Genomic DNA, 23,362 nt, shown 5'->3' on the forward strand with positions numbered 1-23,362 from the left:
GCGATTTTGCGCTTGTTGCGCTCTTGTTGCGCTTGTTGCGCCCCATAGCTAACCTATTGAAATCATTCAAACGCATCGCAACGGCCTTTTGTTGCGCTTGTTGCGCCGGACAAATTGTACGCTTGTTGCGCCCCCTTTTTCAAAAGGCCCTTTTTTACAAGCCGTCCGAGGTACGTTCTGACCGCATTTGCGGACATTTTGTCTGCAAAATCGGCCATGATTTGAGCGATTTGAGCGGCCGAAAAGTCACGTGTATCACCCATATCATCGTGGAAAATCTTGATAGCATCCAGGACAAGATTTTCCTTGTCCGTTGTCTTTTCAACGACGATTGCCTGCTCTTTCACGAGCCTGACGGTGCACGACGTGATAGGATCCCCATCGTTATCAATACCCAAAGTCACCACGTCGAGCGCAAACCCCGACGCGAAAGCCTTGTCCAGATCGCGCTGTTTCGTGACAGATATTTCATTGTCGGCTATTTCGATTTCCGTATCTGTGGCAGCACGCAACAGACTATGCCCACGCGCGCCTTTGGCCTTGTCCTTGCCGGAATGATGCACAGTCAGGACATGCGCGCCGGTTGCCTTGCGCAACACGTCCAAGTGCTTGACCATGGCGCCCATATCCGTCGACGCGTTTTCATCGCCGCCCGCCATGGCACGCGATAACGTGTCAATGACTATAAGCCCGAACCTGACGTCAAAAGCCCTCACCCCGTCAATAAGCGGTTTCAAGTCTGCATCGACCCGCAGCAGGTTCACCGGATGCAACAGGAAGTAAAATCCTTCCACCGCCCCATATTTAGCCGCCAGAGCGGCCGCACGCTTCTTCGCACCTTGCCCGCCTTCCGCGGCCACATACAGCACGGGCATCCGTGTCACGCGCATGCCGCCCCATTCGCGACCGGATGCAATGTGGTAACAAAGATCCATGGTAACGAACGTTTTGCCACTGTTGCTTTCCCCATACAGAACAGTCATAGCCCCTTGATCCAGCAGCCCCTTCACAAGCGGGGCCGTCGAGCTGGTCAGCGCGCTTTCGGCAGCTTCCATAAGCGGCGTGAATATGAACCGCCGTCCACCATTTCCGCCCTCTCCTTCCAAAAAACCTTTTGGCAAACTTTCTGGCGGGAACAGGGGCTCATAGCTCGCAGAAGCGGCCACTGTTGCGTCGAACCACTGTTCCGCCCGGCTGAACTGGCCATTGCCGTGTTTCTCGGCCAGATCGAACAGGAAAGCCGCGCCGACACGGAAAGGTGGCTTCATGCGGCCCCAGTCCCCGGCAACCACGTCCGGATCGTTCGTTCCGTCCTGCCAGCGCTCGCACCATTCTGCAAACATCTCGAAGCCTGCTTCCGGGCTGTCCTGCGTCGCTCCTTTGATCGCATAGCCCATCATGCGATAGGCTTCGCGCGTCGGGAAATGATCGGATGTGTTTGGGATCAGACTGACTGCGCGTTTGACCAGTTCGATATCGGCCTTCAAGGCAGCCTGATTGATATCGGTCTGCGCGCCTTCCCTGACGACGTCGGACGCTGCTGGCAGCAACGGCCGCAGATCGTTCAAAAACGCGACCAGTGCGTCGCTCTGGACATAAGGCAGTGCATTCAATGGCTGGAGAGGCTTTGGCCATCTGTAGGGCTTGCCTGTCTTCGGGTGGACCCCGTGGGCAACGAACTGCCTGCCCTCTGCCAGTATCTCGACGCGTTCCTGCAGGCTGCCATTCTCGTTACGCTCGCCGAACTCTATGCGCGTGTACTGGAAGTCGTTGTCAGTCCTGACCAGGTATCCGGCTTTCGGATATTTGCCGATACGAACCGGCAGATCACCGAAGTGCTCATGGACTTTCTGCAAAATGATTTTGGCGCGGTCCTCGTTCTCCGTATCCGCGTCAATCAAAACAAGGCCATCGCCCGTCCTGATACCGACGCCAGCGCCCATTCTTGCCCATCTGTCCAGATCCGTTTCGTCCGTCTCATGATGCAGCCAGTCAAAGCCAGACCATGATCCGTCGGACCAGCGCACGCCGGGGGCTTTTCCCCGGGCGTCGTCGCCGGCTTTCAATCTGCGTGCGAAGCTGGACTTTTCGGAGACTGTGCAATTCGGCGGGGTGATCGGAACAAGACGATGGTATCCAAGAGCCCAGAGATCCCGGAACGGGTTCAACGGCACGACGTTGTCATTGCTCATCGCATGCCCTCATCAGGAACTGGTATGTCTCGACCGAAAGCGTCAGGTTACCTTCAACCTTCAGGATTGTGTTGAGCTTGCGAACGCGCGTCAGATCCCGGTTGATGCATATGCGGGCTTGGTTTGCTGACCAGAGGTCCATGTCGCGGCATGCGAGGTAGCCGGGATGCGCTTCGTCGATGAACTCAAAAACACGACGAAACCAACCCATTTTACGGCGCCGTTCCTCTTCCTTGGCCATTGCCTCATTGGCTTTCTGGTCAGCTTTCGCGCGACGCAGAAGCAATGCGTTCTCGGCGTCGATCAGCAAATTTTCCAGCCGGTCCTTTTCCAGATTAACGTAGCTCATCGCGCACCCTCCCCTGCTGCGGTCTTCAGCCATTTGTAGTCCTCGGCTGTCAGCGCGACCTTTTGCGCGCCGACAGAGGCCATGTTTTCAGCGCAGCGGAGCAGATATTTTGCATAGCGACGGTCGCGCAGCCGACGGTATTCGCTGCCATGGCTGCCGATGATGGTCGTCTTTTCAAGCAGAACAGACACGAGCGATTTGACTTCGCTGATCGGAGCGTACGCTACAATCTCGGTGTCGCGGGAACCTACATAATGTGTTTCGGATTGATTTATGATACTGGATGATGTATTCATACCAGTGTACTCCTTTGGATGGTGAAGCTTATGGAAACGGCGCGGTGATCAGAACTGCGCCGTTTTCTTTTGGCCGAACCCGCAAGATAGCAGATCGCCGTTTTTGTCGGTAGTTATTTCATACAACTATATCGGCCGACGTCTGGACCTCGCCTGCCTGATCGGATCTTCGGCGTCGATTGGAACCAGCATCAGCTTCAACCCAACGGAACGGGCCATTGCGTCGAACAGAGCCAGTGACGGCAGGCTCCTGCCCGTCTTCCACATTCTGACGGCACAACGATAGACCCCGGCGCTATCCGCAACTTGGTTCAATGTGCGTGGATCGTTATCGATCGCATAGAACAGATCGACGACCAGCGGGTAATTGCTGGACGCTTCCAGCCTGGCGGTTTTTCTTGGAACGTCTTTGTTCGACATTTCTAAACGTCCTTGGAATTGTGATTTGTTCTCTGATTGTTCTCAATGTAAGACAGCCAGCCTGAACAAGGAGAAACGCCATTTCTCGATCCAAATCCTTCCGCAATCCGGCGCTTACCGAAGCTGAAAAGCAGCAGCTCTTGTTGCGGCTTATCGCGCTGAAAGACCTTATGAATAGCTGCTCTACACATTTGGAAATCGGGAGTGAAGATTATGAGCTTCTGGACCGCCTTGGCCGGGAAATCATGACAGCCGGTGAAACCATCGCGAAATCTCGGTTTTGGGGTAAGTCTGAAATGCATAAAATTGGCGGGAAGTAGCGTCATCCTCACTCCCTTTCCCGCAGTGCGGCGCGGCCAGACGGTGGCGGCGGCAATGGCATCCAGTGGCTGAAGAATTTAGGCCCGTACTGAGTGCCGTCTGCTTCCCAAGGATGAGTTTCGTTGTTGGCGTAGGACACAACGTAATGATAAATCGTGTCAACGTCGTCGCCTTCATATCGGTATGATCCGAAAGCAAGAAACTCCGTCCCGTCCTTCGGTGCTGTTTCGATTGGTTTCCAGTCCATCTACTCACCGCCTTTCAGAGCTTGGCGACCGATAGAGAAACCTTCCCACGTCCAGTAAAGAGGCCAGCCTACACCGCCAATTACAGACTGAACGGCTATCACTTCAACGCCGGGGTCTACTTTCCTTTCCGCTGACGCGATGTAGCCAAACGTCAGCAAAGCAATCATCCAATAGGCGACAATGCATTTCCCCGCTGTCAGCTTCATTCGCTCTGCTCCCCAAGTGCGGATGCGGCGAGCATTTCCTGCCACGCCTGCGTGTCGCCAAAGCCCTTCGCGGCTAGAAGCATCTCCTCTGTCGGCTCCTGTAGAGCGGCGAGGATGGTGGAGATGGCGGCTTTTGCACCGGACAAACACAGCTTTCGTTCCACGTCATTAATCTGTTGCCAGCGAATATCGCGAAGCTGATCCAATGTGTATGGCGATCCTTCCGTCACAGGGTGGAAAGGTCCGTTGATGGCCCGCGCCACCTTCTCGATGAGTTCCTTACTCGGCATGGTTGGTTCCCCATTGATAAGGATGGCAGTGTAGAAAGCCTATCCCCCGTTCGGCTAGACGGTTCATTTCGACGGCGGTTTCCGTCGATACCGTGCAGATGTGTTCGTATTCGACGCCAGATAGGTCGTGTCGGCGGATCACGAGATTATATGCATCTGACTGTTTAAGGCTTTTGCGGAATACAAGGCTCTCACTCATAGCTTGCTGGCCTCCTTTGCGCGCAAGAGGGCGATGCGATCCGTGTGGTGTGCAATTGCAGACGCATCATGTTCGTGTCCGTACTGTGTTCCTTTGGAAAGCTCGCGAATATAGCCTTCGCGTTCATCCACTTCCCTGTCAGGCGCGTCTAGCTTGGAGAGACGCGTAATGATGTCGGCCATGCTGAAATCTCCAGAATTGCACGATATGCGTCTCGCGCCTGTTCGACGCTTCGCAATTCGGCGGTGTGATATTCTTTGATGCCAAGAGAGTTCGCGATTTTGGAATACAGTTCCCGACGCGAGAACCGCCCTGATTTCCATAGTGGATCAAGGATGCGATGTATGTGCGAGCGGGCTTCCTTGATTTCCGGCGTCGGGATGCATCCGAGCGGGGCGGTTCGCTGCTTGGTCTTGTGGTGGCATCCGACAAAGTTGCCGCAAGCGTCACATTTCCAGAAGGGTAGGCCAGCCAGATCACGCGCTGCGGATGGCTCCGTGGCCGGATTTCCGACCTCGGTTTTCAATGCCGCATCAAGGTCAGCAATGAGCTTCTCTGCGCTGTTCGGCTGTGACAATGCCAGATACGCAGCGGCACTTTGAATAGCGTCCGCCATCATTTTAAAACGCTGGATACCGACGATCAGCAACCCATTGCGGTTCAGGTGAGCGATGATGCGGTCTATCTCTTCCACATCGCAATCGCGTGTCTGATACCAAACTTGAGCAATGGCTTCCGCCAAGACCATCTTCACGGTCTTGTCCGTTATGGGATTTCCCATATCGGGAGCGGATGGCTCAAGCGCGGAGAGGATGCGAGCCTCATAGTCGGCTTTTGGGAAATTCGTGCGCGCGAACTCCCCATGCTGTATTATCGCAGCGCGGTCGTAGGCCTTCGCCGCTTCAATTTCCTCTTTGAAGCATCCTAGGAAACTTACCTTCCCATCAGTTTTAATCGCAGATACCCAGCAATTCTGACGAGTGCGCCAGCTTACTCCACGGTACTGTGATTTTCCGTGGGGTGCCCGGTTCTTGTTGTTTTCGGCTGTTGTCGCCTCACGAAGATTGCTAGTCCTGTTATTGGCTTTGTCACCGTCGATATGATCAATGCTCTTGGTCGACCATTCTCCATGAACCATGGCCCAAATAACACGATGGGCTGGATATTCTTCCCTAAAGATGCTTACACGCAAGTACCCACGGTGACCATCTGATTTACAAGCTCGTTTTCCTGCAAACCTTCCGTTCCACCATTTGGCGTGGCCTTCTTTATTCCGTGTCGGCGTGTCACTGAAATATTTACTTGGGCGCTGTTTCCAGAACAGTATCCCTGTATCTGCATCGTAATGGAGAATGTCGCGGAGTATAGATGTGTCTACGTCTTGACGCATGTTACAGCTCCAATGCCGATAGAATTCTGTTTTGATAATCTTGGAAAGCTGCGGCTTTGGCGGCGTCTCTATCGCCATATCCAGCGCCATCGAATTGTTTTGTCGTACCGTCTGGGTAATGAAGTTTTTGACCGCTCTCGTTAAACGACCAAGTGACGCGATACTCACCGATAGGTGTTTGGGCATAACACCAAGCGCATGCTGCATCTACGTCGCGCCACTCCAGCTTCTTCACAGCCCCTTGCACGGGGAGGAAGGGGAGAGCTGCGGTGAGGGCGTTTCTCATCCTTGGATAGTCAAGAGTTCCATCAAACTCGTGATCCAGCCACGTATCAAGTGCCGCCTTCACGGCTTCTTCCGGTAGGGTGGTGATGGCCCGGTGCTTGTCTGCTACGGCTTCGACAGATGACACTTGCGAGTACAGGGTTTCAGCACACGCATAGCAACGGGTGGCACGCTTATCTCCTACAGCCTGCTTGTCTCCGCAGTCTTTACAAACAAACCAATAGTTGCCTGGCGCATATCCGAAGCGGAGAAGATGGGATTTGTCGGTGGTGGTCATTTAATCCCCCTGATAGTTTCAAATTTGTAGGAAATGCCCGCTCCGACCTTGCCGCGCGAAATCTCGGCAATGCGGCCCTGGTTACAGTCGAAAAGCGCGGCGATGCGTTTCTGGGTGAAGCCGATGTCGAGAAGCAGCTTGGTAATGGCCACTTCAAGGGCGGCCGTCGGTGCTTCCGAATGCTGGCTGCGAATACGGTACTGCGGAAGGCGCTCTACCATTTCGTCACCTCGAAACGCAGATGGAGCTCGCGCATGTAAACCAGGATCGGGGCAGCGCCTTTGAACCTAACCATGACCCATCCTTCGGCAATGGCCATTACGCGCGCAGGCTGCGGCTTTCCGTATGGAGATGAACTTTCACGCTCCATCAGACGACTGCCCGGACGTACTTTCTGTTGATGGATGCTCATGGCTGCAGCACCCCCGCGAACATGATCAGGCCCATCGCCAGGATCGAACCGATCAGAATCTTGTCAGCAAAGTGACGCGACATTACTATCTCCTATGTTGGTCGTCTTTTCATACATTGCGGTTAGTCAAAGACGCGCATACGAACTTCTGAATGCAGCAACGCCCCGCGTATCAGCACGTCAACCGGTGCGGTGGACGCCATACGAATATTTTCGTTGTGATTGCCGTCGCGACCGTCCGTATGGGGCAAGCGCATCCCGCGCAGAACCTTGGCGACGAAATGCCGGTCCAGTCCAGTTTCTTCCGCGATCTCGCGAACAGTCGTAGACGGGCCGAATGCCTTGGCGATGCGACGAACCATGAAGCGCTTGGCTTGGGTTTTTAGTGAAGGGCCAGTCATTTCGCACCGCCATTATTGACGGTTTCGGCTACCCAGTTCTGAACTACGTTGGGTGACCAGCGCGCCGCCCGTCCAATTTTTATCGGCTTTGGGAACGTGTTTTTATTGACCATGGCGTAGATCATGGCGTGTTTAAGCCCTACAATATGTTGGACTTCTTTTATGTTTATGAGCCGGTCAGCGTCCATAAGCTTACTCCTTTGTTGGTCGTCATTCCATACACGCTATTCGAAAGCGTTCGGCACAGGCTCCGCTGTTTCCGGTTCCTCGACCGGGAAGGCCTCGTCGATCGCCTCTTGCGCCGACGCGGCGCTGAAGCTGAAAACGCGGCCACCGTCGTACACTTCCAGAGTGACCGGTGCGCCCGGGGTCATCGCATAGACCGCAAACCCCAGATGCGGGAACGCTTGCCTCAATTCGTCGAAAGTCATCCGAACGCACCTTCCGTCGTCGACGGCCGCTGCGCGCCAAGATCGTTTTCCAGAATGTCGATCAGAACCGCGTTCTTCGGCTTGCCTTCTTCCTTCGCACGGTCCTTCAGCTGCTCATGCAATGGGACCGGGATACGAGCGGAAATCATCTCAGTAGGGGCGTCATATTTCGGCTTGAAAACCATCTCGTCTCCGTCAAATTCTTTTCGGTTAACCGATATTCATATGTGTAATACACGATCTTTTGGCTGTCAACATACAATCGACATACACCATACGCTTTGCTATAATGCGGCCTCACCAAAGAGGATAGCGTTATGGAAAAATGGTTGCCTGTCGTAGGTTGGGAAGGGTTGTATGAGGTGAGCGACATGGGTCGCTTAAGGTCTATTCCGCGGAAGTATTGCAGCGGTCGTGTTTTGAAAGCCAGCGCGGCGAAGAACGGTTATCTGATGGTTTCCTTCACCTTCCCCGCAATGAAGCGGCAGTACGCTTACGTGCATCGGGTAGTTGCGGAAGCGTTCATAGGCCCTTGCCCGAATGGTATGGAGGTCTGCCACTGTGACGGAACGCGCGTTAATAATCAGGTAGAAAATCTACGGTACGGCACGCGATCGAGCAACGCCTTGGATCGGATTGAGCATGGCACCATGAACCCACAAAAGGGCGAAGCACACTATCACAGTAAACTCACGGATGATGACGTGCGATGGATAAGGCAAAATAAAACCGCCATGTCGCAAAGGAAAATGGCGGTTTTGTTCGGCGTGTCACATAACACGATAGGCTACGCAATACGTGGCGAGTGGTGGCGCCACGTGGTTTAATCTTTACGATACCGCTTCGCTTCGAACCCGCCTGCAGTCAACGGCATCCCTGCCGCCCAGTCCGGAAGCTCGCAAATCAGCTTCTCGAATTCTCGCAAATCCCCGAAACCAATGGGAACCTCGGCGATCATTTCATCGTAGACGTGCGCGACGATTTCATAGCCGGCCGCTTCAGCTTTTATCATACCGTTGACGAGCAAATCGCGAGCTATGGCCTGCGTGTCATTCTCCGCGACCAGACCGCCATAAAGGTGCTCGCGCTGCATACGGCCGTTCTTGCCGACGCCCAAGACTGAAATCGCTGGCGACGTCGGTCCCTGGATCTGCACTTCGCCTTTCAGCGCCAGCTTTTCGGCCAGTTCACGATCCATGACCTCGCTGTCGGACCATTCGCCGTCGGGCAGCTTCACCTTCGCCCAGACTTGGTCCTTCAGCTTCGGCGATGCGTAAGCAAGACAACGGCCAGACGGCAGACGGCACCACAAGAACCCGTTCGTTACCAGATAAGTCAGGTTCAGCACGTGGACTTTCTGACCGGGATTGCGGATTGCCTCGCGTATGGCTTCCTCGCGCAGCGACCAGCCCTTGGCGATCGCCGCGTTCTTGGCACGCCAGCCGACCTTAATCAACTCGCACGCCAGCCACGCCTCGCGTGTCAGGATATCGGTGCCTTCCTTGCCGCGTTTCAGCACGCCCTCATAGCGACGGGCCGCCTTCTCGCGTCTTTCCTCGTCAGCCGTTTCCCAAACCGGTGCGAACAGCATGTTCAGATCGACGCCGTAGTTCTTCGCCATGGAAACGAAGGCCATCACACCGCCTCCGAAACCGAGCGCCAGCTCGGAAACTTTGCCGACGGACTGGCGGAAAGGATGCTTCTTCGTCACGACATCTGTTGTGGTGTTCATGATGTCGGCCGCGGTCTGGCGATACAGGTCCGGGATCGATGGATCGGCGATAATCTTGTGCATTTCGGCGACTTTCCAATCCTCGCCGGATGACCAGGCAATGACAGCACCTTCGATACCGGAATAGTCGGCCTGAACCAGCTTGCGGCCTGGACCAGCCCAGATGAAGCCGCGAATAGCGTCGGACAGGAGATGAAGCGGCCGCCCGAGCTCGGCGCCGTACATCATCTGCAGATAATCAGGATCTTCGGAGCGGATCGCTTCGAACAGGATCTGCGTATTCAGATGCGCGTCATCGTAACAGCGTCGAGGGCGCGGCATATTGGCGAAGTTCACGCCGACAGACTGCCACCGGCCAGTCGATGCGGAGTGATAGACGAAAGCGCCTCGCACGCGGCCGTCATCTCCGGCACGATCAATCATAGCCTTGATCTTGGAAACGCTGCTCTTGGAGCCTTCCTGTCGGATTTCTATGGCCTTCCGAACGTGCGAGGGGAGATCGTTCAGCTCCAGTAGAGATTCCAGTTCGGCCTTTGCGGCCGACGACATGGGGACACCTTGTGCCTGTACCCATTCCGTGAGCTTGGCCACTTGCGAGCAGGCAGTGACGAAGCCGCCTGTGGCAAGTCGCATTTCGCGGTCGAGCGCCTTTTTTGCTTTCTCCGCTAGGCGCAGTGCGGCATGTGCTGATTTCAGATCGATGCGAACGCCGCGATCGTTGATGATCTCCGACATCGTGTAGACTTGCTGCTCGAACGTCGAAAGCGGCACCATGCGCTTGTCAGCTTCGGCCTCTGTCCTGACGTCGTCGTCGCAGTAATCATGGAAGCGTTCGAAATCCGGTTGGAAGTCCTGCGGCTCATTGAACAGAATGCCGATGGCAGTCTCGCCTTTACGCGCGGCACGTGGCTTGGAGAATTTCCGGATCAGCGCCGCCCCGGCCTTGTCCTTCTGAACCGGCAAGTCCAGCGCCTCGCCCAAATGTTCCAGCTTGCGAGGCAAGGCCATCGCTGCGGCCGTCGCTGCGGTGCAACGGAATTGCGACGTCTTCGGCATTGGCCAGCCATGACGCGGCGCCAGAACGCGTTGCATCAACAGGCGTTCGAACGCAGCATTATGCGCCGATATCGTGTCGCCACGCTCTATTGCTTCGCGCAAATCGGCCGGACAGGGTTGGCCATAGCGCCAACGTTGGACCGGGCCACCATCGATCTGATATGAGGCCATAAGCGCCGTCGTCGACGGATCTGCCATATAGCGATAAACGCCGTGGGTTTTCAGCTCCACGGCGCTACGGGTTTCGAAATCTATCTCTACTCCCTTACTCATATCTGCCGTACCTCGACGCCCGCTTCTCCGAACATTATCGATGCGGCCTGGAAGTCCTCAACCGGCATAGCGGTCTTCCCGTCAGCAACGAATACGTGTTTGACGCCCGCCTGAATAAGCGTTCGAGCGCAGCCGGCACATGGATGATGGGTCACGTAGACCGAACAGTCCTTCGTGCTGATGCCTTCCCGGGCCGCAAAAGCGATCAGGTTGGCTTCGGCATGTGATGCGTAGAGGTATTTCACTGGCCGTTCGCGACGTTCGGCCAAGTCCTGCACGCCACGGGCGGGGCCGTTGAAGCCTGTCAGGCGAACTTCCTTTTCCGGGCCGACAAGAATGGCTCCTACTTGCGTGCTGTCCTTGGATTTCAAGGCTGCGTGTTTTGCAAAGCCCATAAAATAGCGGTTCCAGTCCATCAGCCGAACACTCCTGTATCGGTCGTTATTTCATACATCGGTGTCAATCGAAGACATTCGTCGACGGCTTCGATGAACGCTTGCGCTGCAGGCGCAACGATTGCATTGCCGTAACCGCGCAATCGTCCCACTCGGGCGGCAGCCCCATGAGCCAGCGGGAATGTGCCGGGTTCAACTGGCCGCCACTTTCCATCCCGGCAGAAGAGCCAATCAGCATCTCGCCAGTGGCCGTTAGTCGGGCGGGTCCGTCCGACAATGCTGCTGCGTGGTTCAGCGTGATGTTCGGAGTTGTGAAATCCGGCGATGGGTGTCGCAATGCGCCCGTCGTCGTTGTCGTTGGCCAACCTGCCAGCATCGCAAAGTCGTTCAGATCGTTCGATCTCTCCGGGTTTATGGTCCTCGCCGCCTGCCCACCGCCCGATCCGTCCGACGCCTGCGCTGTCGGCCAGCCCGTCAACCAGGCCACTCGACCCAACAGCGCGTTCAGCGGTACGTTCTGGCACTCCGCACCGTCCTTGTGATCCCGACTTGTCGGAGTGGGCCACCCAATAGAGCCGCTGTCTGATATGCGGCGCGCCGAAGCCCGCAGCGCAGGTATCGACTGCCCCGCTGGCGTAGCCCGATCCTTCCAGGTCAGCTTGTACAAGGTCGAGCCAGCCAAGTCCGTCCTTGCTCGCAACCTGCTCGCCAAAGACGACTGGAGGGCGGCAGTTTTCAATAAGCCAGTGGAAGTGCGGCCATAGGTGCCGCTCGTCAGTAAACCCATTTCCTTTGCCTGCCGCGCTGAAAGGCTGGCATGGGCAGGAACCGGTCCAGACGGGGCGGTCATCTGGCCATCCTGCTCTACGGAGCGCGTATGACCAGACGCCGATCCCGGCGAAGAAATGGCATTGCGTGTATCCTCGCAATTCGGCCGGCGTAACATCTTCTATGCTCCTTTCGTCCACATCGCCCGGCGCGATAAGACCGGCTTTGATCAACTCCCGCAGCCATGCCGCGGCGTTCTTGTCGAACTCGTTGTAATAGGCTGCCATGGCGGTCGTCATTTCATACGCTTGCGCCGAGCAAAGCGACGCGGCGGTCATCGCCAAGCGGTTTCGCTCCTGGGGCTTTCGAAGTGCAGAGACGGCCCAAGGCGTCACGGCACAATGGCCCGTTCCACGACAGGAAGTTCAACTGAAACTTGGCCTTGGTTGTCGAGCCATCGGCCATTAACCTGATGAACCCGCCGCTGACCTTTGCGTAAAGCTGCTCGTCACGCACAAAGATAGCGGTCTGTTTGCAGACGCCATTTTCAATCAGAATGGCCGCCTCACCTTCAACTTCACGAAAGAAACTCATCCGAATACACCTCCGTCATTTTCGGGCTCTGGCCTCATTTGACCTGCAGCGCCCGGTATCAGGCCGAGCACCTTTTTAAGAGCATCGGCCGGGTTGGAAGACATTTCCACGCGCCAGGACTTGCGGCCGTCGAATGACAGATTGGCCTGATAACCGCCCGCGCTGGATGGAAACAGTGTGATGGAGAGACGGCCGTTTGTGGCCGCCTCGTCGATTGCTTGTTCAAGGGTCATAGCGTTCAACCTCCATAGGGAAGGCAAGCACGTTACCGGCGAACCTGATCGGCATCAGCACGCCATAGGCGTGATCGATGTTATTGAACCTGATCAATGCAGGGTCAGGCGGCCCCCCAGCTATACTAATTGCGGTGTTTTTTCCCTCACTTAATTCGTCAGCGACTTTACCAAAATCGGCCAAATGTTTCGGATTGTACGCGGCAGCGCCCACGCTAGATAGGTTTGGCCGTGCAATGCGCCGCCAGTCTGGAAACGTGCCGTCGATGACGACGCCGTAAGCGGCATGAACTGGTAAATCGTCATAAGACGTCACAGTGGCATTTGCACCTGAGACGACCAATATGCGGTCTTTTGCTTCACCTTTGCCAGCCTTGCACGCCGTTAGCGCGACCTTATCTAAGCGTACGATCCGACTATCACCTTCAATCGAGCCGCTTTCGTCATGGATGACCACCATTCTGCGACCATCAGTGGCCACAAGAAATACCCCTTTAACGGGGTGACGCTCGATCTGAACGCCGTTGAGATAGTAGCGCGTTTCTTCCGTCGAAACACAATTGTAAGCGGCGCGGAACAGACGGGCGTTCACTCGGGTTAAGTTTGGTTTTTCTTCTCCAATTGTCATCCGAATACCCCCAGTAACTCGCCATAAAGCTGGCGCTGCGCCTCGCGGATCTTGCGTTCCGTTGGGTCCATTTTGCGAAGTTTCACCATTTCGTTGAACGCCTTCATGTCGAAGCCAGAGGCTTTGATTTCCGCGTTCAGTTCTTTGATGTCTTCGCCGATGGTGGCCTTTTCTTCTTCCAGTCGTTCCCGGCGCTCCAGAAAAGCCCGCAATTGACCGACCGCGATAACCTGTGCGTTGTCGCCACCTTCGAGATCTGGCTTTTCGCTCATGGCAGAAGCTCCTCCAGCTTGGTGATGGCGCGCACGATGCGGGCCAGATTATCGTCCGCACTGTTCAGGTCGTCGAAGGCTTGCTGCACTACTCCTGCCGGAGCGGCGTCAATGCCGCCCTTCCCGGTGGCCTCGGGCGTCACACCAAACAGCTGATCCGTCAGAGCTTCGATGCGAGCCGCAATGGTGGCCGTCTGCGTGTTTGTGCTGCTGATCCGGCTGAAAACGGTCTGCTTCTTCACCGCTGCCGATCCACCAAGCATGCCGAATTTGCTGGCGCTCTGAATATCGAGATTGTTCATTTCTTCTCTCCGTGATTTTAGGACAACGGCCACCATTGGCCGTTGTCGGTCGTTATTTCATACATATCAGCCAAAAAGGCCGCCCGCTCCGGCGCCGTTCGAAGTGCTTTCAGGAGCTTCCTCGCCGGTTTCGACCTTTTCGTACCACTTGTTGACGTCGACGCCGCCACTGCTGCCGATACGCTCGCCCTCGCCAGTCTTCTGGAAATACTGAAGGCCAAACGACACGCCGTCGCCATTCTTGTCATTATGCCACGTGTAGGCGTTCAACACGGGGAAGCCACGGCAGCCGGAATAAACGTCCTGTTCAGTGGCCGGGATGATCGGTGATTTCCAGCGCACCTGCGGGGCTTCGTTGGCGTTGGCACGGATGAAGAACTTGCCTTCGCCCATGCCGGGATGAAGATCACCCGTCTCCTTGTTGCGGGCTTCCTTGCCGGTGCCGGAAAGCAGCGGCGACTTGATCAAACCCGCCTTCGCGCGTTCCAGTCCCTTTTCGCCCCATTCGCCGATAATGGCCTTCTTCAGCCACTCTTCGAAGAACGGGCGGTGGATGTCTTCGAAAATAAAGGTCGCGCCGAACTGGGTCTTCGTCGAGCCGTCGTCCTTCTTCAGCTCGCGGCCCTTGAACATATTGAACGCGAACGAAACAACACAATCCGGAGCCTTGAACTCTTCGGTGCGATACATAGATTTAGCCATCTTGGCAGTCCTTTTCACTGTTGCGGTTCAAAATAACGCTCGGCCTTACTCTTGGCGGCCGGGCGGGATGTTTTGGCCTTTGACACCAAATTGGTGCCGCTGACCTCTCGCGTAACGAGCGGGTCGATGACGCCCTTTCGTTTCGATCCTAGTGCCTTCTCGGCCTGCGCCGGGGAGACGAGTTTGCGGACATAGACCTGGTCTTCGTCCAAGCCCTGTTCCAGAAGCAGCGTGGCCGCTTCAGCGTCGTCGGCCCATTTTCGGTTGCCGATTTTGTCTGCCAGTTGCCAGTCGTCAAAAACAACACCATCTTCAGCCATGGAATGGGCAAGAGCGCGACGCGCCTTGATCCAGTCTTCCAGAATAGAGATGTTGTTGAGATCCCGGTTCAGCGCCTCTGGACTTGTATCAAGAGCCGAATTGCCGATCTGCAGCTGGTCGCGGTCGTCGAACCACGCAGCCGCCACTTCCAAGGCACGTTTCCGCAGTTTCGGGCAGGATCCTTCTACTGGGCAGAACGTGCATTTTCCTGGCGTCAGCCATTTTTCGACCCACTCGTCGATCAAAACCGTATTGCCGTTGCAGGCGTCGTATTCCTCCATAGCCTGCTTGGACAGTTTCATGCGTTCCAGTAATGCGGCGGTCCAGTCGATGAGATCGGCCACATGGAAGGTTTCCGATCGAATACGGCCGTCCTTGTGCGGTGCTCGCGGTTGGACGATCGTCACCTTGACGTTTTCAACGTCGAGATCGGAATGCGCCAGAAGCGCGCCGAGCCCATAAGTCCGAAGCTGCGGGTTTTCGTTGACGTCAACGACGCCCATCCCGTTCTTCAGATCGACGATTTCGAGCAGCTTCCATAACGGGAAGTACAGCACGAAGTCGCCCGTTCCGCCCGCATCGAACGGCGTATTCAGAACCGATAGACTGAAACGTTCCTCGATCCAGAACTGGGCCTCACCACCGGTTTCGACACGATAAGCCTCAATGCGCTTGCGGCAGTAATCGACGTATTCCTGCGCCGAATTGACCAGTTCTTCGTCGATCTCTATTTCCCGATCCTTGCACTTCTCGACAGTGCCGAGAAAAGCTAAGGCATCTTCGCCAGACCGCAGGCATTTTTCCGCGATCTGATGGCAGGCCGTGCCGCGGTCTGCGTGAATGCTGGACTTCTGCGGCGGGGCGAAGCGGCCAAGCGCCAGCGCCCCGGAGCAATGCCAGTTTCTGGCCGTGGCAGACGCGGACCAAGTGGCGTGAGCGCGTTGGCCATGATCAACCATCTACGGCCTCATACGTCAGGTCGAAAACGTCAGGCTTACATGGGTAAAACTCGCCCTTGACGCCTTTGATTATCCAGTCGCCGAAGCTCGCTTCGATTTCACCTTCGAGAGTGTCGATCTGAATAACTCGATCCTGGACGTGAAGTTTGACCCCCCGCAACCTCCCCCCACACCAATCAGCCAACTGCTCTTGCTCGTTTAGATAGACGGCGTCGAATTTGCGGGCTTCGACCACCACAGGCTTTTTACGGAACAGAGCCATTACTTCGCGCCTCGCTTGAATGGATCTTTGGCGATAGCTTCACGGATGCCTGAAACGGCCTTGGCGTAAGCCTCGCCATCAGCAGGGATCTCGGAAAGCTTCGTGACCTTGTCGCCGAAGATCAGCTTGAAGATCGCCGGGCAGTCGGCCATCGTGTTCGGCATCTTGTTGAAGTCAGTGCGCTGGCCGTCGAACTTCTCGGCATAATCCAACATGGCCGATTTTACGTCGTCCAACGTCGCGCCCGGTTCGTTCTTCGCCGGTTCAGCCTTCGACTTCTCCGCACCGACGATATCGCGGCCCATCGGGTTCAGATTGACTGCTTCCTCGATCTTGGCGATTGCGTCGGCAATGCCGTCTTCCGGCACTTCGACAATCGCGCAGCCAAGAATAGACGGGATATCGGCCACCGCAGCGGCCATACCGAATTTCTTGTTGTACGCACCGACGGCATGGCGAACGTCGTCAAGCGTCAGGCCCTTGCGGTTTGCTTCCGCCTCGGCCTTTTCGTCCGCTGCGTCCTGCGCTTCAGTTTCCGGATCGTCTTCTGGGCCGACCCGGCTTTCACCGGTAGAGATCGCAGCCTTCACGTCCTTGCCCGTATCGGACTGTATGCCAGCGTCTGTCGCTTCTTCCGACAACTTGGCGTCAGCAGCGTCGGCCGCTTCATCCTCGGCTATTTCCTCTTTGGTGCGGCGTGCGCGGCCCGGTGCTGGCTTGCCGCGTTCGCGCTTGACTGGCGCGGCCGCCGTATCGTCTTTGCCCTGCGACGCCAGCCATTCATCCGTGACGACATTCTGGTTTTCGACCGGCTGGACGATCAGAGTGCCGCCAACCGTGCCGTTCAGCAACTGACGCAGGTGCTCCTGAACGTCATTGGCGGTATTTCCAGAGATAGTGATGGTGATGCTCATTAGGATATTACCTCGCGAATAGCGGTCCATAGACGCATGAGGCTGGCCTGCAGCGCCTCGTCGATGGACCCTTCCAAAACGCAGACCTTCACAACGGCCTGTCTGGCCTGTGTGTGATTTGTGACCCGAAGCGACATCTGCTTCATCGACTTCGGGGAGAATACGGTTTCGACGAACCAGAGAACGGCCGAAGCGGACAGATCGATCGCTTCGCCGGCGGCCTCGATCTGCGCGAGAAACACGCGCGGGCCGTTCGGCTGCTTGAACGCTTCCTCGTTCTTTTGTCTGATGTATGACGGCGTTGAACCGTCAATTCCTACAACACCGACGTGCGAAAGCCCGTCCAGCAGGATCTTTCCGACTTCCTTATGCCAGTAGGCCAGCACGATCTTGTCGAGCCCGCATTCAAATTCTTCCTTGACTGCATCGACGACCGCATGGGCTTTGATTTCACCGGTTATCCGGCGTAGCGGCCCAAGATGCATGTCGAGATCTCTGGTGTTTCCTTCCGCTGCGGCTTTCAAGATGGTCGCGCGGTCCAAATCACCTTCGGCCTGTTTGCGCTGCCTGTCAGTGACGATCAGCGGCAGAAGTTCATAAACTGGCGGCTGGATGCCGACATCCTTTTGCGTGCGAAGCATGAAGAAGCCTTGCAGCCGGTCCTTCAGCTCGGCGAGGTTCTGCCCGCCGATGACGACCAGTATCTTGCGGAAGTTGGAAATCTTCTTCGGCTTGACCACGCAATAGCGATATCTGAAAGCCTCCCACGTAGTGACATCTGGCCATCCTTTCTCGGGATTGGCTTTCAGACGTTCCGGACAGAGCGCGCGCATTCGTGGATACCAGTCGCCTGGGTCATGCGGCTGTGGCGTTCCCGTTAAAGGCCAGACGCAGGCGGCGCGGGCGTATAGCGCTTTCAGATTGTTCAGGACTTCGCCGCCGTTGTGCAACTCACCATACATGGCGCGAGTGCGCGCAGCGTCAAAGCTCTTCGCGAAGTGATCTTCGTCAGACAACAGCAGATCCCATTTACGGGAAAGAAGAGCGGCCAATAGTTTCGGATGCGAAATGGTTTGCCAGCCAACAATGACGACATCGGCACGTAGTTCGTCTTTGGGGAGCGCGATCTGGACGGAACGATCCAGCACAGACCAGTCAGCGAAACCGCGTTTCCACACGCCGCGCCCGGAAGCTGTCGTAACGACCAGAATAGATTTTGCAAGGATGAGGTCTGCGCCGATGATTGCCGCACCGGTCTTGCCTACGCGGGGTTCGTCCGCGAGCAGCGCATTGGTATTCTTCGCAAGGAAGACAGCGCCAGAAATTTGGGTGGGTTTCGGGGTGTACAGCATACCAGCTCAGTCAGTTTCATCATGTTCAGGAAGGTAGGGTGCCGGGCGCGTTTTCCGGCTGTCGCGCAGATGCGGTTACATGATATCCTCCCGTGTGGTCGTCACTGCTATTGCCTTGTATGGCGTGTATGTCGTCATTATCGACATGTCATACACATAGTCAAGCGAATAATTTACCGGCTATTCACTTTTCGCGTTCAGCCCGATTTCGCCAGCGATTGCAAGATATGTAGCGGCGTCGACATAGGTGTCGCGCTTCGGCGTGCCGGTCGCCAGACGGCCTATTTTGGTCAAGGCCATATCGATGGCCTCCAGCTCAGCGGGCGTCATTTTGCGGGTCATGTGATCGCGAAGCGCTTTCTTCAAAGCACCGGAACAGGCCATATTGACTTCTGGCGGACCGTATTCCGCGTCGCGCGCACCGAAGGTCAGCTTCGCGCCTTCCTGGAGGATTGAGACGCGATCTGGAACCGCTTTACTCTTTAGTAGTGGTTCCAGACCTTGCGATAGCGAAGCGTTGATAAGGTTCTCAGCAGACGTCATCCGAAAGCTCCTATTGGCTCGATTTCTGTAATTGTCGCTACAAAAGCCGGTTTGTCGCTGTATATCTTGCGAACGGTCAGTTCGACGATCTGGCTGTCGTCCGTCCAGACGATCAGGTTCAACGCATCGAGCATCTTCGCGAAGTTATCCACGTCCGGCTTTTTCGTGGGATAGATGGAACCGGCGAGCGCCGCTTCTTTCCATTTCTTTGGCTTACTGTCCGGGATCGGCATGCGGATCAGGACTTCGGCCAGAAGCGGCCCCTGGAACAACGGTCGATTGGCCATTGCCTCGGCTGCAGCATGTGCGAGCCGGCTTTCATAATTCAGCGTCCGTTCCGGTGTGTGAGTTCGGCCCGTCGACTTCACGAAGCGCGGCCTCCCCTTGGCCAGCGGCGGCCCTAAAAGCACAACTTCTACTTTGTTGGTCGTCATTTCATACACTCGTCGAAAAGAAAATATCAGGCCCGGTGGGCCTGTTTCGGTCGGAGAACTTCAAGTAGTTCTGCACAGTGCTTGCGCAGTTTCGGATTGTCCGTGTGCGCAAACACGGTCTGGAGTTCGTCGATGTGGTAATCGATCAGGGACTGTTCTTCCTCGTCCCGTATCGCCTGGCGAAGCTCGCCAACGATTTGCCAGAATAACCTGTACTCATTCTCACTATACCCTGACATCATTTACCACCTTGCAAATAATGTGAAATGCGTACTGGCTCGCCCCGCTCCATCTCCACGATACAAAGAAGAAGGATTAGATAACCCCCCGGTACGCTGCCCCTCTGGAACCATTTTTCGACTGCTGACAACGTAGGGGCATTAAAACCGTAAAATGAGAACAGAGCAAGAACATTCTGCGGCGAACCGAAATTCTCTTTCAAAAAGGTTAACGTCTCAAACATGGCTGCTCTGTATGATGTATGTTGATTGTCTGTTAACCATGGCCGACATTTTGTCCGACGTCAAGCGGCTATATGACGGAATATGTTGACAGTATGTCGTTTTGCGCTATGTAATACGCATACGAAACAGCCACTGAAACAGATGAAACGGATTTTGAATATGGCTAAGGCTACTCGAACCCACCTGTCTGGCGGCTCTTCGCCCGAAAGCGAACTAACGCCGTCGTACCTGACCAAAGAACAGTTCGGTCGTCGTGTATACCAGCTTATGACCGCCAAGGGATGGCGACAGGCGGAACTCGCACGGCGTTCCGGACTGACGCGCGACGCTATATCGACCTATGTCACTGGCCGCTCTTTCCCGTCACCACAGAACGCGGCGAAGCTGGCCGAAGCACTGGGGGTCACGGCGGAAGAGTTACTGCCGAACATGGTTGAAGAGGCCATCGCCAGCGCCCATCCGGATTTCGAGTTCAAGACCAGTGCGGGCGATCCTACCCGTGCATGGATCAAGATCGATCGTTCTGTCTCGCTGGCGACGGCGGTCAAGATCGCCGAGCTCATCCAGGCAGACGGCAATGCTGATGACTGAAGCCGAAGTGGCGGCGCGGATGCGCTGCTCACGTTCGAAGATCAAGGCGCTACGGCTGTCCGGCAAACTTCCATATCTGCCCGGGCGCCCCGTCCTGATCGACGAAAAGGATCTGAATGAATATCTGGAGCGAATTAAGTGTCAAACGCACCGTACCTTAAACGAGCCAGCAATGGCGTCTATTACGTCCACTGGACAGAGCAGCGCGTGGGAAAACGGGTCAGCGCTCGCACTAAAGATCTGGAACAAGCGAAGGGCTTCTTTTCCCGATGGCTGACCTTAGAGCATAAGGGGAAATCTACCCCGGGCGTTCCGCAAACGTACGTTAGCGACTTATGGAGCGTGTACTGGAAGAAGCACGTGCTAAAGGAAGGCGTCAATCAGGACGCTGCCAACTACGCATGGAAAAATCTTCAGCCGCACTTCGGGTCATTAACCGTGCCGGAAGTGTCGCAAATAACGACAGACGACTACGTGTCAAAACGTACATCTGGCCAGCTCGGCCGGAAGGTTAAGCCGCAGACCTGCGCGAAGGAACTGTCCTATCTGATGGCCTGTTTGCACTTCGCCGCGTCACCCAAGCAGAAGCTGATCCCGGCCGCTATTATTGAAGCGATCGAACTCCCTTCTCCGGGTGAACCACGTGATCGTTGGTTGCGCACCGAAGAGATCCAGCGGCTGCTCGACGCCGCAGCCTTATGCCGCCGCGGTGAGCGTCTGTCACGCGTCGAGCGGTTCCTATGGATCGCGCTTGAGACGGCCGCTCGCAAGTCCGCGATTATGGAACTGACGTGGGATCGGGTCGACTTCGAAACAATGGTGATTGACCTGAACGTTCCGGGACGGAAGAAAACGAACAAGCGTCGTGCCGTGGTGCCGATTTCGAAAGCTTTGCTGCCGATCCTGGAGCGCGCTTATAAAGAGCGGATAGGCGAGCTCGTCATGGATAATGGCGGGGCAATCTGGGCACCGATCCAGCACGTCGTGATCAAATCCGGCATCGTCGGCAAGCGTGCCAAGGTGCCGGCCGGAACCAAGCCCAAGAGCACCGGCATTTCACCCCATGTCCTGCGCCACACGGCAGCGACGCATATGGCCCGTCGCGGCGTTCCTTTGTGGATCATCGCGAAAGTGTTAGGAAACTCGCAGGCCATGGTTGAAAAGGTCTATGCGAAACACAGCCCGGACGATCTGCGCGCGGCTGTAGACACAATCTCTGGCGGATCTTTGGAGGCAGCAGAATGAAAAAATTGTTTGCAGATACCCTAATTGCTATAGAGGCAGGCGAACTCTACCCCAAATGCCCCAGATGCGTAGGGCAAAAGCTTATTTCCGTATGCACTCAGCTGGGGAATGAGTTCTTTGCCTCCCAACATGAGTACGTTTCTTGCCCGCTTTGTAGCGGTACGGGAGAAGCGCCCGCAGATGACGCAATTCGCTACATAGAAGAGTGCGAAATTCCATGGTAGCGGTTGCTAGCGCGCTTGCAAATATTTGCAAGATGGTAGCAAATTTAGCCTACAAACGCCAGACAACGCCCGATACTAACTTGCTGAACTGATTAGATTTATATGTATTACGCATCATACATGTGTCATACAAAACACCTAATCCGTGTGTTGACATCGTAGGGGTCACAGGTTCAATCCCTGTCACGCCCACCATTCGATCTCCTTGGAATTGTTAAGATGATTTGCACAAACTAAATTTTTGCGCCAAGAATGAATTTAGCTTAGCAACAGCCTAGCAACTTGAAAATCATGTTAGTTTTTTGGGACTAAAGCAGACAAACGCCAACTCCTTAGCGCGGCTGATTTTCCCTGACGTTCTTTCTAACGATCAGCATTCAATCGTCACATTCGTACGAGACTATCGGGTTTTAACTAAAAAGAACTCGGAAGCGGTCGTGACTGTTGATCCGGCCATCTCGTTGCTAGTCGGGATACTACCCGTCTATCGTGAAGTCCAGCAGTTGATACCGATATGATGATCCGGGGCCAAAGCTCGCAATCAGCATTCGGCCTTTCTCATGAAATGCTGCATCATATTTGATTAGCGTAATACTGATGCCACGCCCGCTTATGAGCCGTTCATTGGAACCATTTGGATAGGCCTTTCGTTTTTCCTGTTTCTCTGGCCTTGGTGCTGATGTCTACAGAGATTGAATTCAGTCCATTTCGATCCGAGAGAGCGACCATGAGAAATTTTGAGAAAGCTCGTGTCCAAATGGTGAAGCAGCTTGTCCATCGCGGTATCCATGACACGCGCGTGCTGGAAGCGATGGGCACGTTGGCTCGTGAGAAATTCATCGATGAAGGCTTTATCGAGTTTGCCTATGAAGACACACCTCTACCAATCAAAAATGGCCAAACGATCTCACAACCATATATGACTGCCTTTATGATTGCATCGGCGCATCTGGGTGGGGGTGAACACGTTCTCGAAATTGGAACAGGCTCCGGCTACGCTGCGGCGATCATAGCACAGATTGCCGGTCAGATATTTACTGTCGAACGGTATTCCACCCTTGCCGAAGCCGCGCAACAACGCTTCGAAGACCTCGGCTGCGATAATATCCATGTGCGCACGGGCGACGGCAGCAATGGTTGGCCAGAAGAAGCTCCTTTCGACGCGATAATTGTTGCAGCGGGTGCTCCGGAAGTCCCCTCCCCGCTCAAAGAGCAGCTCAAACCAGGCGGGCGGCTCATCATACCGGTCGGCAGTATGGCGGGTACCCAGCGCCTTTTGTGCATCACCCGTAAATCTACGGAGGAATTCAACGAGGAAGATCTCGGCGGTGTGATGTTCGTACCGCTTGTGGGAAATAAGGCCTGGCCCGACATGAACTGA

General features: G+C 55.4%; 38 protein-coding genes and 1 pseudogene. 5 read left to right on the plus strand and 34 right to left on the minus strand.

What is annotated here, in order from left to right:
* Positions 1 to 62: 62 nt before the first annotated feature.
* The 18 genes from MKS82_RS24040 to MKS82_RS24125 all read right to left on the minus strand — a co-directional run bounded on the left by MKS82_RS24040 (position 63) and on the right by MKS82_RS24125 (position 7,902).
* Entirely contained in the window at positions 63 to 2,192 is a 2,130-nt protein-coding gene (locus tag MKS82_RS24040) for an AAA family ATPase (protein ID WP_240579394.1), read from the minus strand.
* The gene (locus MKS82_RS24045; protein ID WP_240579395.1) at positions 2,182 to 2,541 is read right to left on the minus strand and encodes a hypothetical protein; all 360 of its coding nucleotides are present in this window, start codon (positions 2,539 to 2,541) and stop codon (positions 2,182 to 2,184) included. The genes MKS82_RS24040 and MKS82_RS24045 overlap by 11 nt, the downstream gene beginning before the upstream one ends.
* Positions 2,538 to 2,837 (minus strand): hypothetical protein, encoded by a 300-nt coding sequence (locus tag MKS82_RS24050; protein ID WP_240579396.1) that lies wholly within the window; start codon positions 2,835 to 2,837, stop codon positions 2,538 to 2,540. Before MKS82_RS24050 ends, MKS82_RS24045 begins: the two co-directional genes overlap by 4 nt.
* A gap of 126 nt (positions 2,838 to 2,963) precedes the next feature.
* The gene (locus MKS82_RS24055; RefSeq protein WP_240579397.1) at positions 2,964 to 3,257 is read right to left on the minus strand and encodes a hypothetical protein; all 294 of its coding nucleotides are present in this window, start codon (positions 3,255 to 3,257) and stop codon (positions 2,964 to 2,966) included.
* A gap of 2 nt (positions 3,258 to 3,259) precedes the next feature.
* Positions 3,260 to 3,583 (minus strand): hypothetical protein, encoded by a 324-nt coding sequence (locus tag MKS82_RS24060; RefSeq protein ID WP_240579398.1) that lies wholly within the window; start codon positions 3,581 to 3,583, stop codon positions 3,260 to 3,262.
* 2 nt (positions 3,584 to 3,585) lie between these two features.
* Positions 3,586 to 3,825 carry a DUF551 domain-containing protein gene (locus MKS82_RS24065; protein WP_240579399.1) on the minus strand — a complete coding sequence of 80 codons (240 nt, stop codon included), beginning with the start codon at positions 3,823 to 3,825 and terminating at the stop codon, positions 3,586 to 3,588.
* Positions 3,826 to 4,032, minus strand: coding sequence for a hypothetical protein (locus MKS82_RS24070; protein WP_240579400.1), 207 nt, complete (start codon positions 4,030 to 4,032; stop codon positions 3,826 to 3,828).
* The gene (locus tag MKS82_RS24075) at positions 4,029 to 4,322 is read right to left on the minus strand and encodes a hypothetical protein (protein ID WP_240579401.1); all 294 of its coding nucleotides are present in this window, start codon (positions 4,320 to 4,322) and stop codon (positions 4,029 to 4,031) included. Before MKS82_RS24075 ends, MKS82_RS24070 begins: the two co-directional genes overlap by 4 nt.
* Positions 4,312 to 4,521, minus strand: a complete 210-nt coding sequence (locus MKS82_RS24080) for a hypothetical protein (RefSeq protein WP_240579402.1) — start codon at positions 4,519 to 4,521, stop codon at positions 4,312 to 4,314. Before MKS82_RS24080 ends, MKS82_RS24075 begins: the two co-directional genes overlap by 11 nt.
* Positions 4,518 to 4,703, minus strand: coding sequence for a hypothetical protein (locus MKS82_RS24085; RefSeq protein WP_240579403.1), 186 nt, complete (start codon positions 4,701 to 4,703; stop codon positions 4,518 to 4,520). The genes MKS82_RS24080 and MKS82_RS24085 overlap by 4 nt, the downstream gene beginning before the upstream one ends.
* Entirely contained in the window at positions 4,670 to 5,911 is a 1,242-nt protein-coding gene (locus MKS82_RS24090) for an HNH endonuclease (protein WP_240579404.1), read from the minus strand. Before MKS82_RS24090 ends, MKS82_RS24085 begins: the two co-directional genes overlap by 34 nt.
* A 1-nt stretch (position 5,912) precedes the next feature.
* Positions 5,913 to 6,473, minus strand: a complete 561-nt coding sequence (locus tag MKS82_RS24095; RefSeq protein ID WP_240579405.1) for a hypothetical protein — start codon at positions 6,471 to 6,473, stop codon at positions 5,913 to 5,915.
* Positions 6,470 to 6,694 carry a hypothetical protein gene (locus MKS82_RS24100; protein WP_240579406.1) on the minus strand — a complete coding sequence of 75 codons (225 nt, stop codon included), beginning with the start codon at positions 6,692 to 6,694 and terminating at the stop codon, positions 6,470 to 6,472. The genes MKS82_RS24095 and MKS82_RS24100 overlap by 4 nt, the downstream gene beginning before the upstream one ends.
* On the minus strand, positions 6,688 to 6,885 hold the full coding sequence (locus MKS82_RS24105) for a hypothetical protein (protein ID WP_240579407.1): 198 nt from the start codon (positions 6,883 to 6,885) through the stop codon (positions 6,688 to 6,690). The genes MKS82_RS24100 and MKS82_RS24105 overlap by 7 nt, the downstream gene beginning before the upstream one ends.
* A 122-nt stretch (positions 6,886 to 7,007) precedes the next feature.
* Positions 7,008 to 7,286: a hypothetical protein gene (locus tag MKS82_RS24110; protein WP_240579408.1), complete on the minus strand. Its 279-nt coding sequence runs from the start codon at positions 7,284 to 7,286 to the stop codon at positions 7,008 to 7,010.
* Entirely contained in the window at positions 7,283 to 7,474 is a 192-nt protein-coding gene (locus tag MKS82_RS24115) for an AlpA family phage regulatory protein (RefSeq protein ID WP_240579409.1), read from the minus strand. Before MKS82_RS24115 ends, MKS82_RS24110 begins: the two co-directional genes overlap by 4 nt.
* 36 nt (positions 7,475 to 7,510) lie before the next feature.
* The gene (locus tag MKS82_RS24120) at positions 7,511 to 7,717 is read right to left on the minus strand and encodes a hypothetical protein (protein ID WP_240579410.1); all 207 of its coding nucleotides are present in this window, start codon (positions 7,715 to 7,717) and stop codon (positions 7,511 to 7,513) included.
* Positions 7,714 to 7,902, minus strand: a complete 189-nt coding sequence (locus MKS82_RS24125; RefSeq protein WP_240579411.1) for a hypothetical protein — start codon at positions 7,900 to 7,902, stop codon at positions 7,714 to 7,716. Before MKS82_RS24125 ends, MKS82_RS24120 begins: the two co-directional genes overlap by 4 nt.
* Positions 7,903 to 8,034: 132 nt before the next feature.
* On the opposite strand from MKS82_RS24125, the gene MKS82_RS24130 reads away from it, so the two are divergent.
* Entirely contained in the window at positions 8,035 to 8,544 is a 510-nt protein-coding gene (locus MKS82_RS24130; RefSeq protein WP_240579412.1) for an NUMOD4 domain-containing protein, read from the plus strand.
* On the opposite strand, the gene MKS82_RS24135 is transcribed toward MKS82_RS24130, so the two are convergent.
* The 16 genes from MKS82_RS24135 to MKS82_RS24210 all read right to left on the minus strand — a co-directional run bounded on the left by MKS82_RS24135 (position 8,541) and on the right by MKS82_RS24210 (position 19,920).
* A complete protein-coding gene (locus tag MKS82_RS24135; protein WP_240579413.1) occupies positions 8,541 to 10,778 on the minus strand; it encodes a DNA polymerase in 2,238 nt (745 codons plus the stop codon). The two genes, MKS82_RS24130 and MKS82_RS24135, sit on opposite strands and share 4 nt — an antisense overlap.
* Positions 10,775 to 11,194 carry a deoxycytidylate deaminase gene (locus tag MKS82_RS24140; protein WP_240579414.1) on the minus strand — a complete coding sequence of 140 codons (420 nt, stop codon included), beginning with the start codon at positions 11,192 to 11,194 and terminating at the stop codon, positions 10,775 to 10,777. Before MKS82_RS24140 ends, MKS82_RS24135 begins: the two co-directional genes overlap by 4 nt.
* Positions 11,194 to 12,279 (minus strand): DNA cytosine methyltransferase, encoded by a 1,086-nt coding sequence (locus MKS82_RS24145; RefSeq protein WP_240579507.1) that lies wholly within the window; start codon positions 12,277 to 12,279, stop codon positions 11,194 to 11,196. The genes MKS82_RS24140 and MKS82_RS24145 overlap by 1 nt, the downstream gene beginning before the upstream one ends.
* On the minus strand, positions 12,242 to 12,535 hold the full coding sequence (locus MKS82_RS24150; RefSeq protein ID WP_240579415.1) for a hypothetical protein: 294 nt from the start codon (positions 12,533 to 12,535) through the stop codon (positions 12,242 to 12,244). Before MKS82_RS24150 ends, MKS82_RS24145 begins: the two co-directional genes overlap by 38 nt.
* Positions 12,532 to 12,768 carry a hypothetical protein gene (locus tag MKS82_RS24155; RefSeq protein ID WP_240579416.1) on the minus strand — a complete coding sequence of 79 codons (237 nt, stop codon included), beginning with the start codon at positions 12,766 to 12,768 and terminating at the stop codon, positions 12,532 to 12,534. The genes MKS82_RS24150 and MKS82_RS24155 overlap by 4 nt, the downstream gene beginning before the upstream one ends.
* Positions 12,758 to 13,396: a DNA polymerase III subunit beta family protein gene (locus MKS82_RS24160; RefSeq protein WP_240579417.1), complete on the minus strand. Its 639-nt coding sequence runs from the start codon at positions 13,394 to 13,396 to the stop codon at positions 12,758 to 12,760. The genes MKS82_RS24155 and MKS82_RS24160 overlap by 11 nt, the downstream gene beginning before the upstream one ends.
* Positions 13,393 to 13,668: a GapR family DNA-binding domain-containing protein gene (locus MKS82_RS24165; RefSeq protein ID WP_240579418.1), complete on the minus strand. Its 276-nt coding sequence runs from the start codon at positions 13,666 to 13,668 to the stop codon at positions 13,393 to 13,395. The genes MKS82_RS24160 and MKS82_RS24165 overlap by 4 nt, the downstream gene beginning before the upstream one ends.
* Entirely contained in the window at positions 13,665 to 13,970 is a 306-nt protein-coding gene (locus MKS82_RS24170; protein WP_240579419.1) for a hypothetical protein, read from the minus strand. The genes MKS82_RS24165 and MKS82_RS24170 overlap by 4 nt, the downstream gene beginning before the upstream one ends.
* A 66-nt stretch (positions 13,971 to 14,036) precedes the next feature.
* Positions 14,037 to 14,672, minus strand: coding sequence for an ssDNA-binding protein (locus MKS82_RS24175; RefSeq protein ID WP_240579420.1), 636 nt, complete (start codon positions 14,670 to 14,672; stop codon positions 14,037 to 14,039).
* Between the two features lie 14 nt (positions 14,673 to 14,686).
* A complete protein-coding gene (locus tag MKS82_RS24180; protein ID WP_240579421.1) occupies positions 14,687 to 15,952 on the minus strand; it encodes a DUF2800 domain-containing protein in 1,266 nt (421 codons plus the stop codon).
* The gene (locus MKS82_RS24185; protein WP_240579422.1) at positions 15,945 to 16,214 is read right to left on the minus strand and encodes a hypothetical protein; all 270 of its coding nucleotides are present in this window, start codon (positions 16,212 to 16,214) and stop codon (positions 15,945 to 15,947) included. The genes MKS82_RS24180 and MKS82_RS24185 overlap by 8 nt, the downstream gene beginning before the upstream one ends.
* Positions 16,214 to 17,128 carry a hypothetical protein gene (locus tag MKS82_RS24190; protein ID WP_240579423.1) on the minus strand — a complete coding sequence of 305 codons (915 nt, stop codon included), beginning with the start codon at positions 17,126 to 17,128 and terminating at the stop codon, positions 16,214 to 16,216. The genes MKS82_RS24185 and MKS82_RS24190 overlap by 1 nt, the downstream gene beginning before the upstream one ends.
* Positions 17,128 to 18,480, minus strand: coding sequence for a hypothetical protein (locus tag MKS82_RS24195; protein WP_240579424.1), 1,353 nt, complete (start codon positions 18,478 to 18,480; stop codon positions 17,128 to 17,130). Before MKS82_RS24195 ends, MKS82_RS24190 begins: the two co-directional genes overlap by 1 nt.
* Before the next feature lie 180 nt (positions 18,481 to 18,660).
* On the minus strand, positions 18,661 to 19,023 hold the full coding sequence (locus MKS82_RS24200) for a DUF6378 domain-containing protein (RefSeq protein ID WP_240579425.1): 363 nt from the start codon (positions 19,021 to 19,023) through the stop codon (positions 18,661 to 18,663).
* A complete protein-coding gene (locus MKS82_RS24205; RefSeq protein WP_240579426.1) occupies positions 19,020 to 19,457 on the minus strand; it encodes a RusA family crossover junction endodeoxyribonuclease in 438 nt (145 codons plus the stop codon). The genes MKS82_RS24200 and MKS82_RS24205 overlap by 4 nt, the downstream gene beginning before the upstream one ends.
* A 238-nt stretch (positions 19,458 to 19,695) precedes the next feature.
* On the minus strand, positions 19,696 to 19,920 hold the full coding sequence (locus tag MKS82_RS24210) for a hypothetical protein (protein WP_240579427.1): 225 nt from the start codon (positions 19,918 to 19,920) through the stop codon (positions 19,696 to 19,698).
* Positions 19,921 to 20,080: 160 nt separating this feature from the next.
* On the opposite strand from MKS82_RS24210, the gene MKS82_RS24215 reads away from it, so the two are divergent.
* From MKS82_RS24215 to MKS82_RS24230, 4 genes and pseudogenes are all read left to right on the plus strand, one after another.
* Complete coding sequence (locus tag MKS82_RS24215; protein ID WP_240579428.1) at positions 20,081 to 20,512, plus strand: helix-turn-helix domain-containing protein; 432 nt, start codon at positions 20,081 to 20,083, stop codon at positions 20,510 to 20,512.
* A 19-nt stretch (positions 20,513 to 20,531) separates the two neighbouring features.
* Positions 20,532 to 20,585, plus strand: a pseudogene (locus tag MKS82_RS29690) (helix-turn-helix domain-containing protein); the annotation flags it as partial.
* 65 nt (positions 20,586 to 20,650) lie between these two features.
* Positions 20,651 to 21,757, plus strand: coding sequence for a site-specific integrase (locus MKS82_RS29695; RefSeq protein ID WP_240579429.1), 1,107 nt, complete (start codon positions 20,651 to 20,653; stop codon positions 21,755 to 21,757).
* 951 nt (positions 21,758 to 22,708) lie between these two features.
* Positions 22,709 to 23,362, plus strand: coding sequence for a protein-L-isoaspartate(D-aspartate) O-methyltransferase (locus MKS82_RS24230; protein WP_276313491.1), 654 nt, complete (start codon positions 22,709 to 22,711; stop codon positions 23,360 to 23,362).

It is taken from the genome of Ochrobactrum sp. A-1, from assembly GCF_022488005.1.
Classification (GTDB): Bacteria; Pseudomonadota; Alphaproteobacteria; order Rhizobiales; family Rhizobiaceae; genus Brucella.

Bases quoted from the DNA above. Each gene is read 5' to 3' on its own strand.
- MKS82_RS24040 (WP_240579394.1), bottom strand. From the start codon at position 2,192: ATGAGCAATGACAACGTCGTGCCGTTGAACCCGTTCCGGGATCTCTGG.
- MKS82_RS24045 (WP_240579395.1), bottom strand. From the start codon at position 2,541: ATGAGCTACGTTAATCTGGAAAAGGACCGGCTGGAAAATTTGCTGATC.
- MKS82_RS24050 (WP_240579396.1), bottom strand. From the start codon at position 2,837: ATGAATACATCATCCAGTATCATAAATCAATCCGAAACACATTATGTA.
- MKS82_RS24055 (WP_240579397.1), bottom strand. From the start codon at position 3,257: ATGTCGAACAAAGACGTTCCAAGAAAAACCGCCAGGCTGGAAGCGTCC.
- MKS82_RS24060 (WP_240579398.1), bottom strand. From the start codon at position 3,583: ATGACGCTACTTCCCGCCAATTTTATGCATTTCAGACTTACCCCAAAA.
- MKS82_RS24065 (WP_240579399.1), bottom strand. From the start codon at position 3,825: ATGGACTGGAAACCAATCGAAACAGCACCGAAGGACGGGACGGAGTTT.
- MKS82_RS24070 (WP_240579400.1), bottom strand. From the start codon at position 4,032: ATGAAGCTGACAGCGGGGAAATGCATTGTCGCCTATTGGATGATTGCT.
- MKS82_RS24075 (WP_240579401.1), bottom strand. From the start codon at position 4,322: ATGCCGAGTAAGGAACTCATCGAGAAGGTGGCGCGGGCCATCAACGGA.
- MKS82_RS24080 (WP_240579402.1), bottom strand. From the start codon at position 4,521: ATGAGTGAGAGCCTTGTATTCCGCAAAAGCCTTAAACAGTCAGATGCA.
- MKS82_RS24085 (WP_240579403.1), bottom strand. From the start codon at position 4,703: ATGGCCGACATCATTACGCGTCTCTCCAAGCTAGACGCGCCTGACAGG.
- MKS82_RS24090 (WP_240579404.1), bottom strand. From the start codon at position 5,911: ATGCGTCAAGACGTAGACACATCTATACTCCGCGACATTCTCCATTAC.
- MKS82_RS24095 (WP_240579405.1), bottom strand. From the start codon at position 6,473: ATGACCACCACCGACAAATCCCATCTTCTCCGCTTCGGATATGCGCCA.
- MKS82_RS24100 (WP_240579406.1), bottom strand. From the start codon at position 6,694: ATGGTAGAGCGCCTTCCGCAGTACCGTATTCGCAGCCAGCATTCGGAA.
- MKS82_RS24105 (WP_240579407.1), bottom strand. From the start codon at position 6,885: ATGAGCATCCATCAACAGAAAGTACGTCCGGGCAGTCGTCTGATGGAG.
- MKS82_RS24110 (WP_240579408.1), bottom strand. From the start codon at position 7,286: ATGACTGGCCCTTCACTAAAAACCCAAGCCAAGCGCTTCATGGTTCGT.
- MKS82_RS24115 (WP_240579409.1), bottom strand. From the start codon at position 7,474: ATGGACGCTGACCGGCTCATAAACATAAAAGAAGTCCAACATATTGTA.
- MKS82_RS24120 (WP_240579410.1), bottom strand. From the start codon at position 7,717: ATGACTTTCGACGAATTGAGGCAAGCGTTCCCGCATCTGGGGTTTGCG.
- MKS82_RS24125 (WP_240579411.1), bottom strand. From the start codon at position 7,902: ATGGTTTTCAAGCCGAAATATGACGCCCCTACTGAGATGATTTCCGCT.
- MKS82_RS24130 (WP_240579412.1), top strand. From the start codon at position 8,035: ATGGAAAAATGGTTGCCTGTCGTAGGTTGGGAAGGGTTGTATGAGGTG.
- MKS82_RS24135 (WP_240579413.1), bottom strand. From the start codon at position 10,778: ATGAGTAAGGGAGTAGAGATAGATTTCGAAACCCGTAGCGCCGTGGAG.
- MKS82_RS24140 (WP_240579414.1), bottom strand. From the start codon at position 11,194: ATGGACTGGAACCGCTATTTTATGGGCTTTGCAAAACACGCAGCCTTG.
- MKS82_RS24145 (WP_240579507.1), bottom strand. From the start codon at position 12,279: ATGACCGCCGCGTCGCTTTGCTCGGCGCAAGCGTATGAAATGACGACC.
- MKS82_RS24150 (WP_240579415.1), bottom strand. From the start codon at position 12,535: ATGAGTTTCTTTCGTGAAGTTGAAGGTGAGGCGGCCATTCTGATTGAA.
- MKS82_RS24155 (WP_240579416.1), bottom strand. From the start codon at position 12,768: ATGACCCTTGAACAAGCAATCGACGAGGCGGCCACAAACGGCCGTCTC.
- MKS82_RS24160 (WP_240579417.1), bottom strand. From the start codon at position 13,396: ATGACAATTGGAGAAGAAAAACCAAACTTAACCCGAGTGAACGCCCGT.
- MKS82_RS24165 (WP_240579418.1), bottom strand. From the start codon at position 13,668: ATGAGCGAAAAGCCAGATCTCGAAGGTGGCGACAACGCACAGGTTATC.
- MKS82_RS24170 (WP_240579419.1), bottom strand. From the start codon at position 13,970: ATGAACAATCTCGATATTCAGAGCGCCAGCAAATTCGGCATGCTTGGT.
- MKS82_RS24175 (WP_240579420.1), bottom strand. From the start codon at position 14,672: ATGGCTAAATCTATGTATCGCACCGAAGAGTTCAAGGCTCCGGATTGT.
- MKS82_RS24180 (WP_240579421.1), bottom strand. From the start codon at position 15,952: ATGGTTGATCATGGCCAACGCGCTCACGCCACTTGGTCCGCGTCTGCC.
- MKS82_RS24185 (WP_240579422.1), bottom strand. From the start codon at position 16,214: ATGGCTCTGTTCCGTAAAAAGCCTGTGGTGGTCGAAGCCCGCAAATTC.
- MKS82_RS24190 (WP_240579423.1), bottom strand. From the start codon at position 17,128: ATGAGCATCACCATCACTATCTCTGGAAATACCGCCAATGACGTTCAG.
- MKS82_RS24195 (WP_240579424.1), bottom strand. From the start codon at position 18,480: ATGCTGTACACCCCGAAACCCACCCAAATTTCTGGCGCTGTCTTCCTT.
- MKS82_RS24200 (WP_240579425.1), bottom strand. From the start codon at position 19,023: ATGACGTCTGCTGAGAACCTTATCAACGCTTCGCTATCGCAAGGTCTG.
- MKS82_RS24205 (WP_240579426.1), bottom strand. From the start codon at position 19,457: ATGACGACCAACAAAGTAGAAGTTGTGCTTTTAGGGCCGCCGCTGGCC.
- MKS82_RS24210 (WP_240579427.1), bottom strand. From the start codon at position 19,920: ATGTTTGAGACGTTAACCTTTTTGAAAGAGAATTTCGGTTCGCCGCAG.
- MKS82_RS24215 (WP_240579428.1), top strand. From the start codon at position 20,081: ATGGCTAAGGCTACTCGAACCCACCTGTCTGGCGGCTCTTCGCCCGAA.
- MKS82_RS24230 (WP_276313491.1), top strand. From the start codon at position 22,709: ATGAGAAATTTTGAGAAAGCTCGTGTCCAAATGGTGAAGCAGCTTGTC.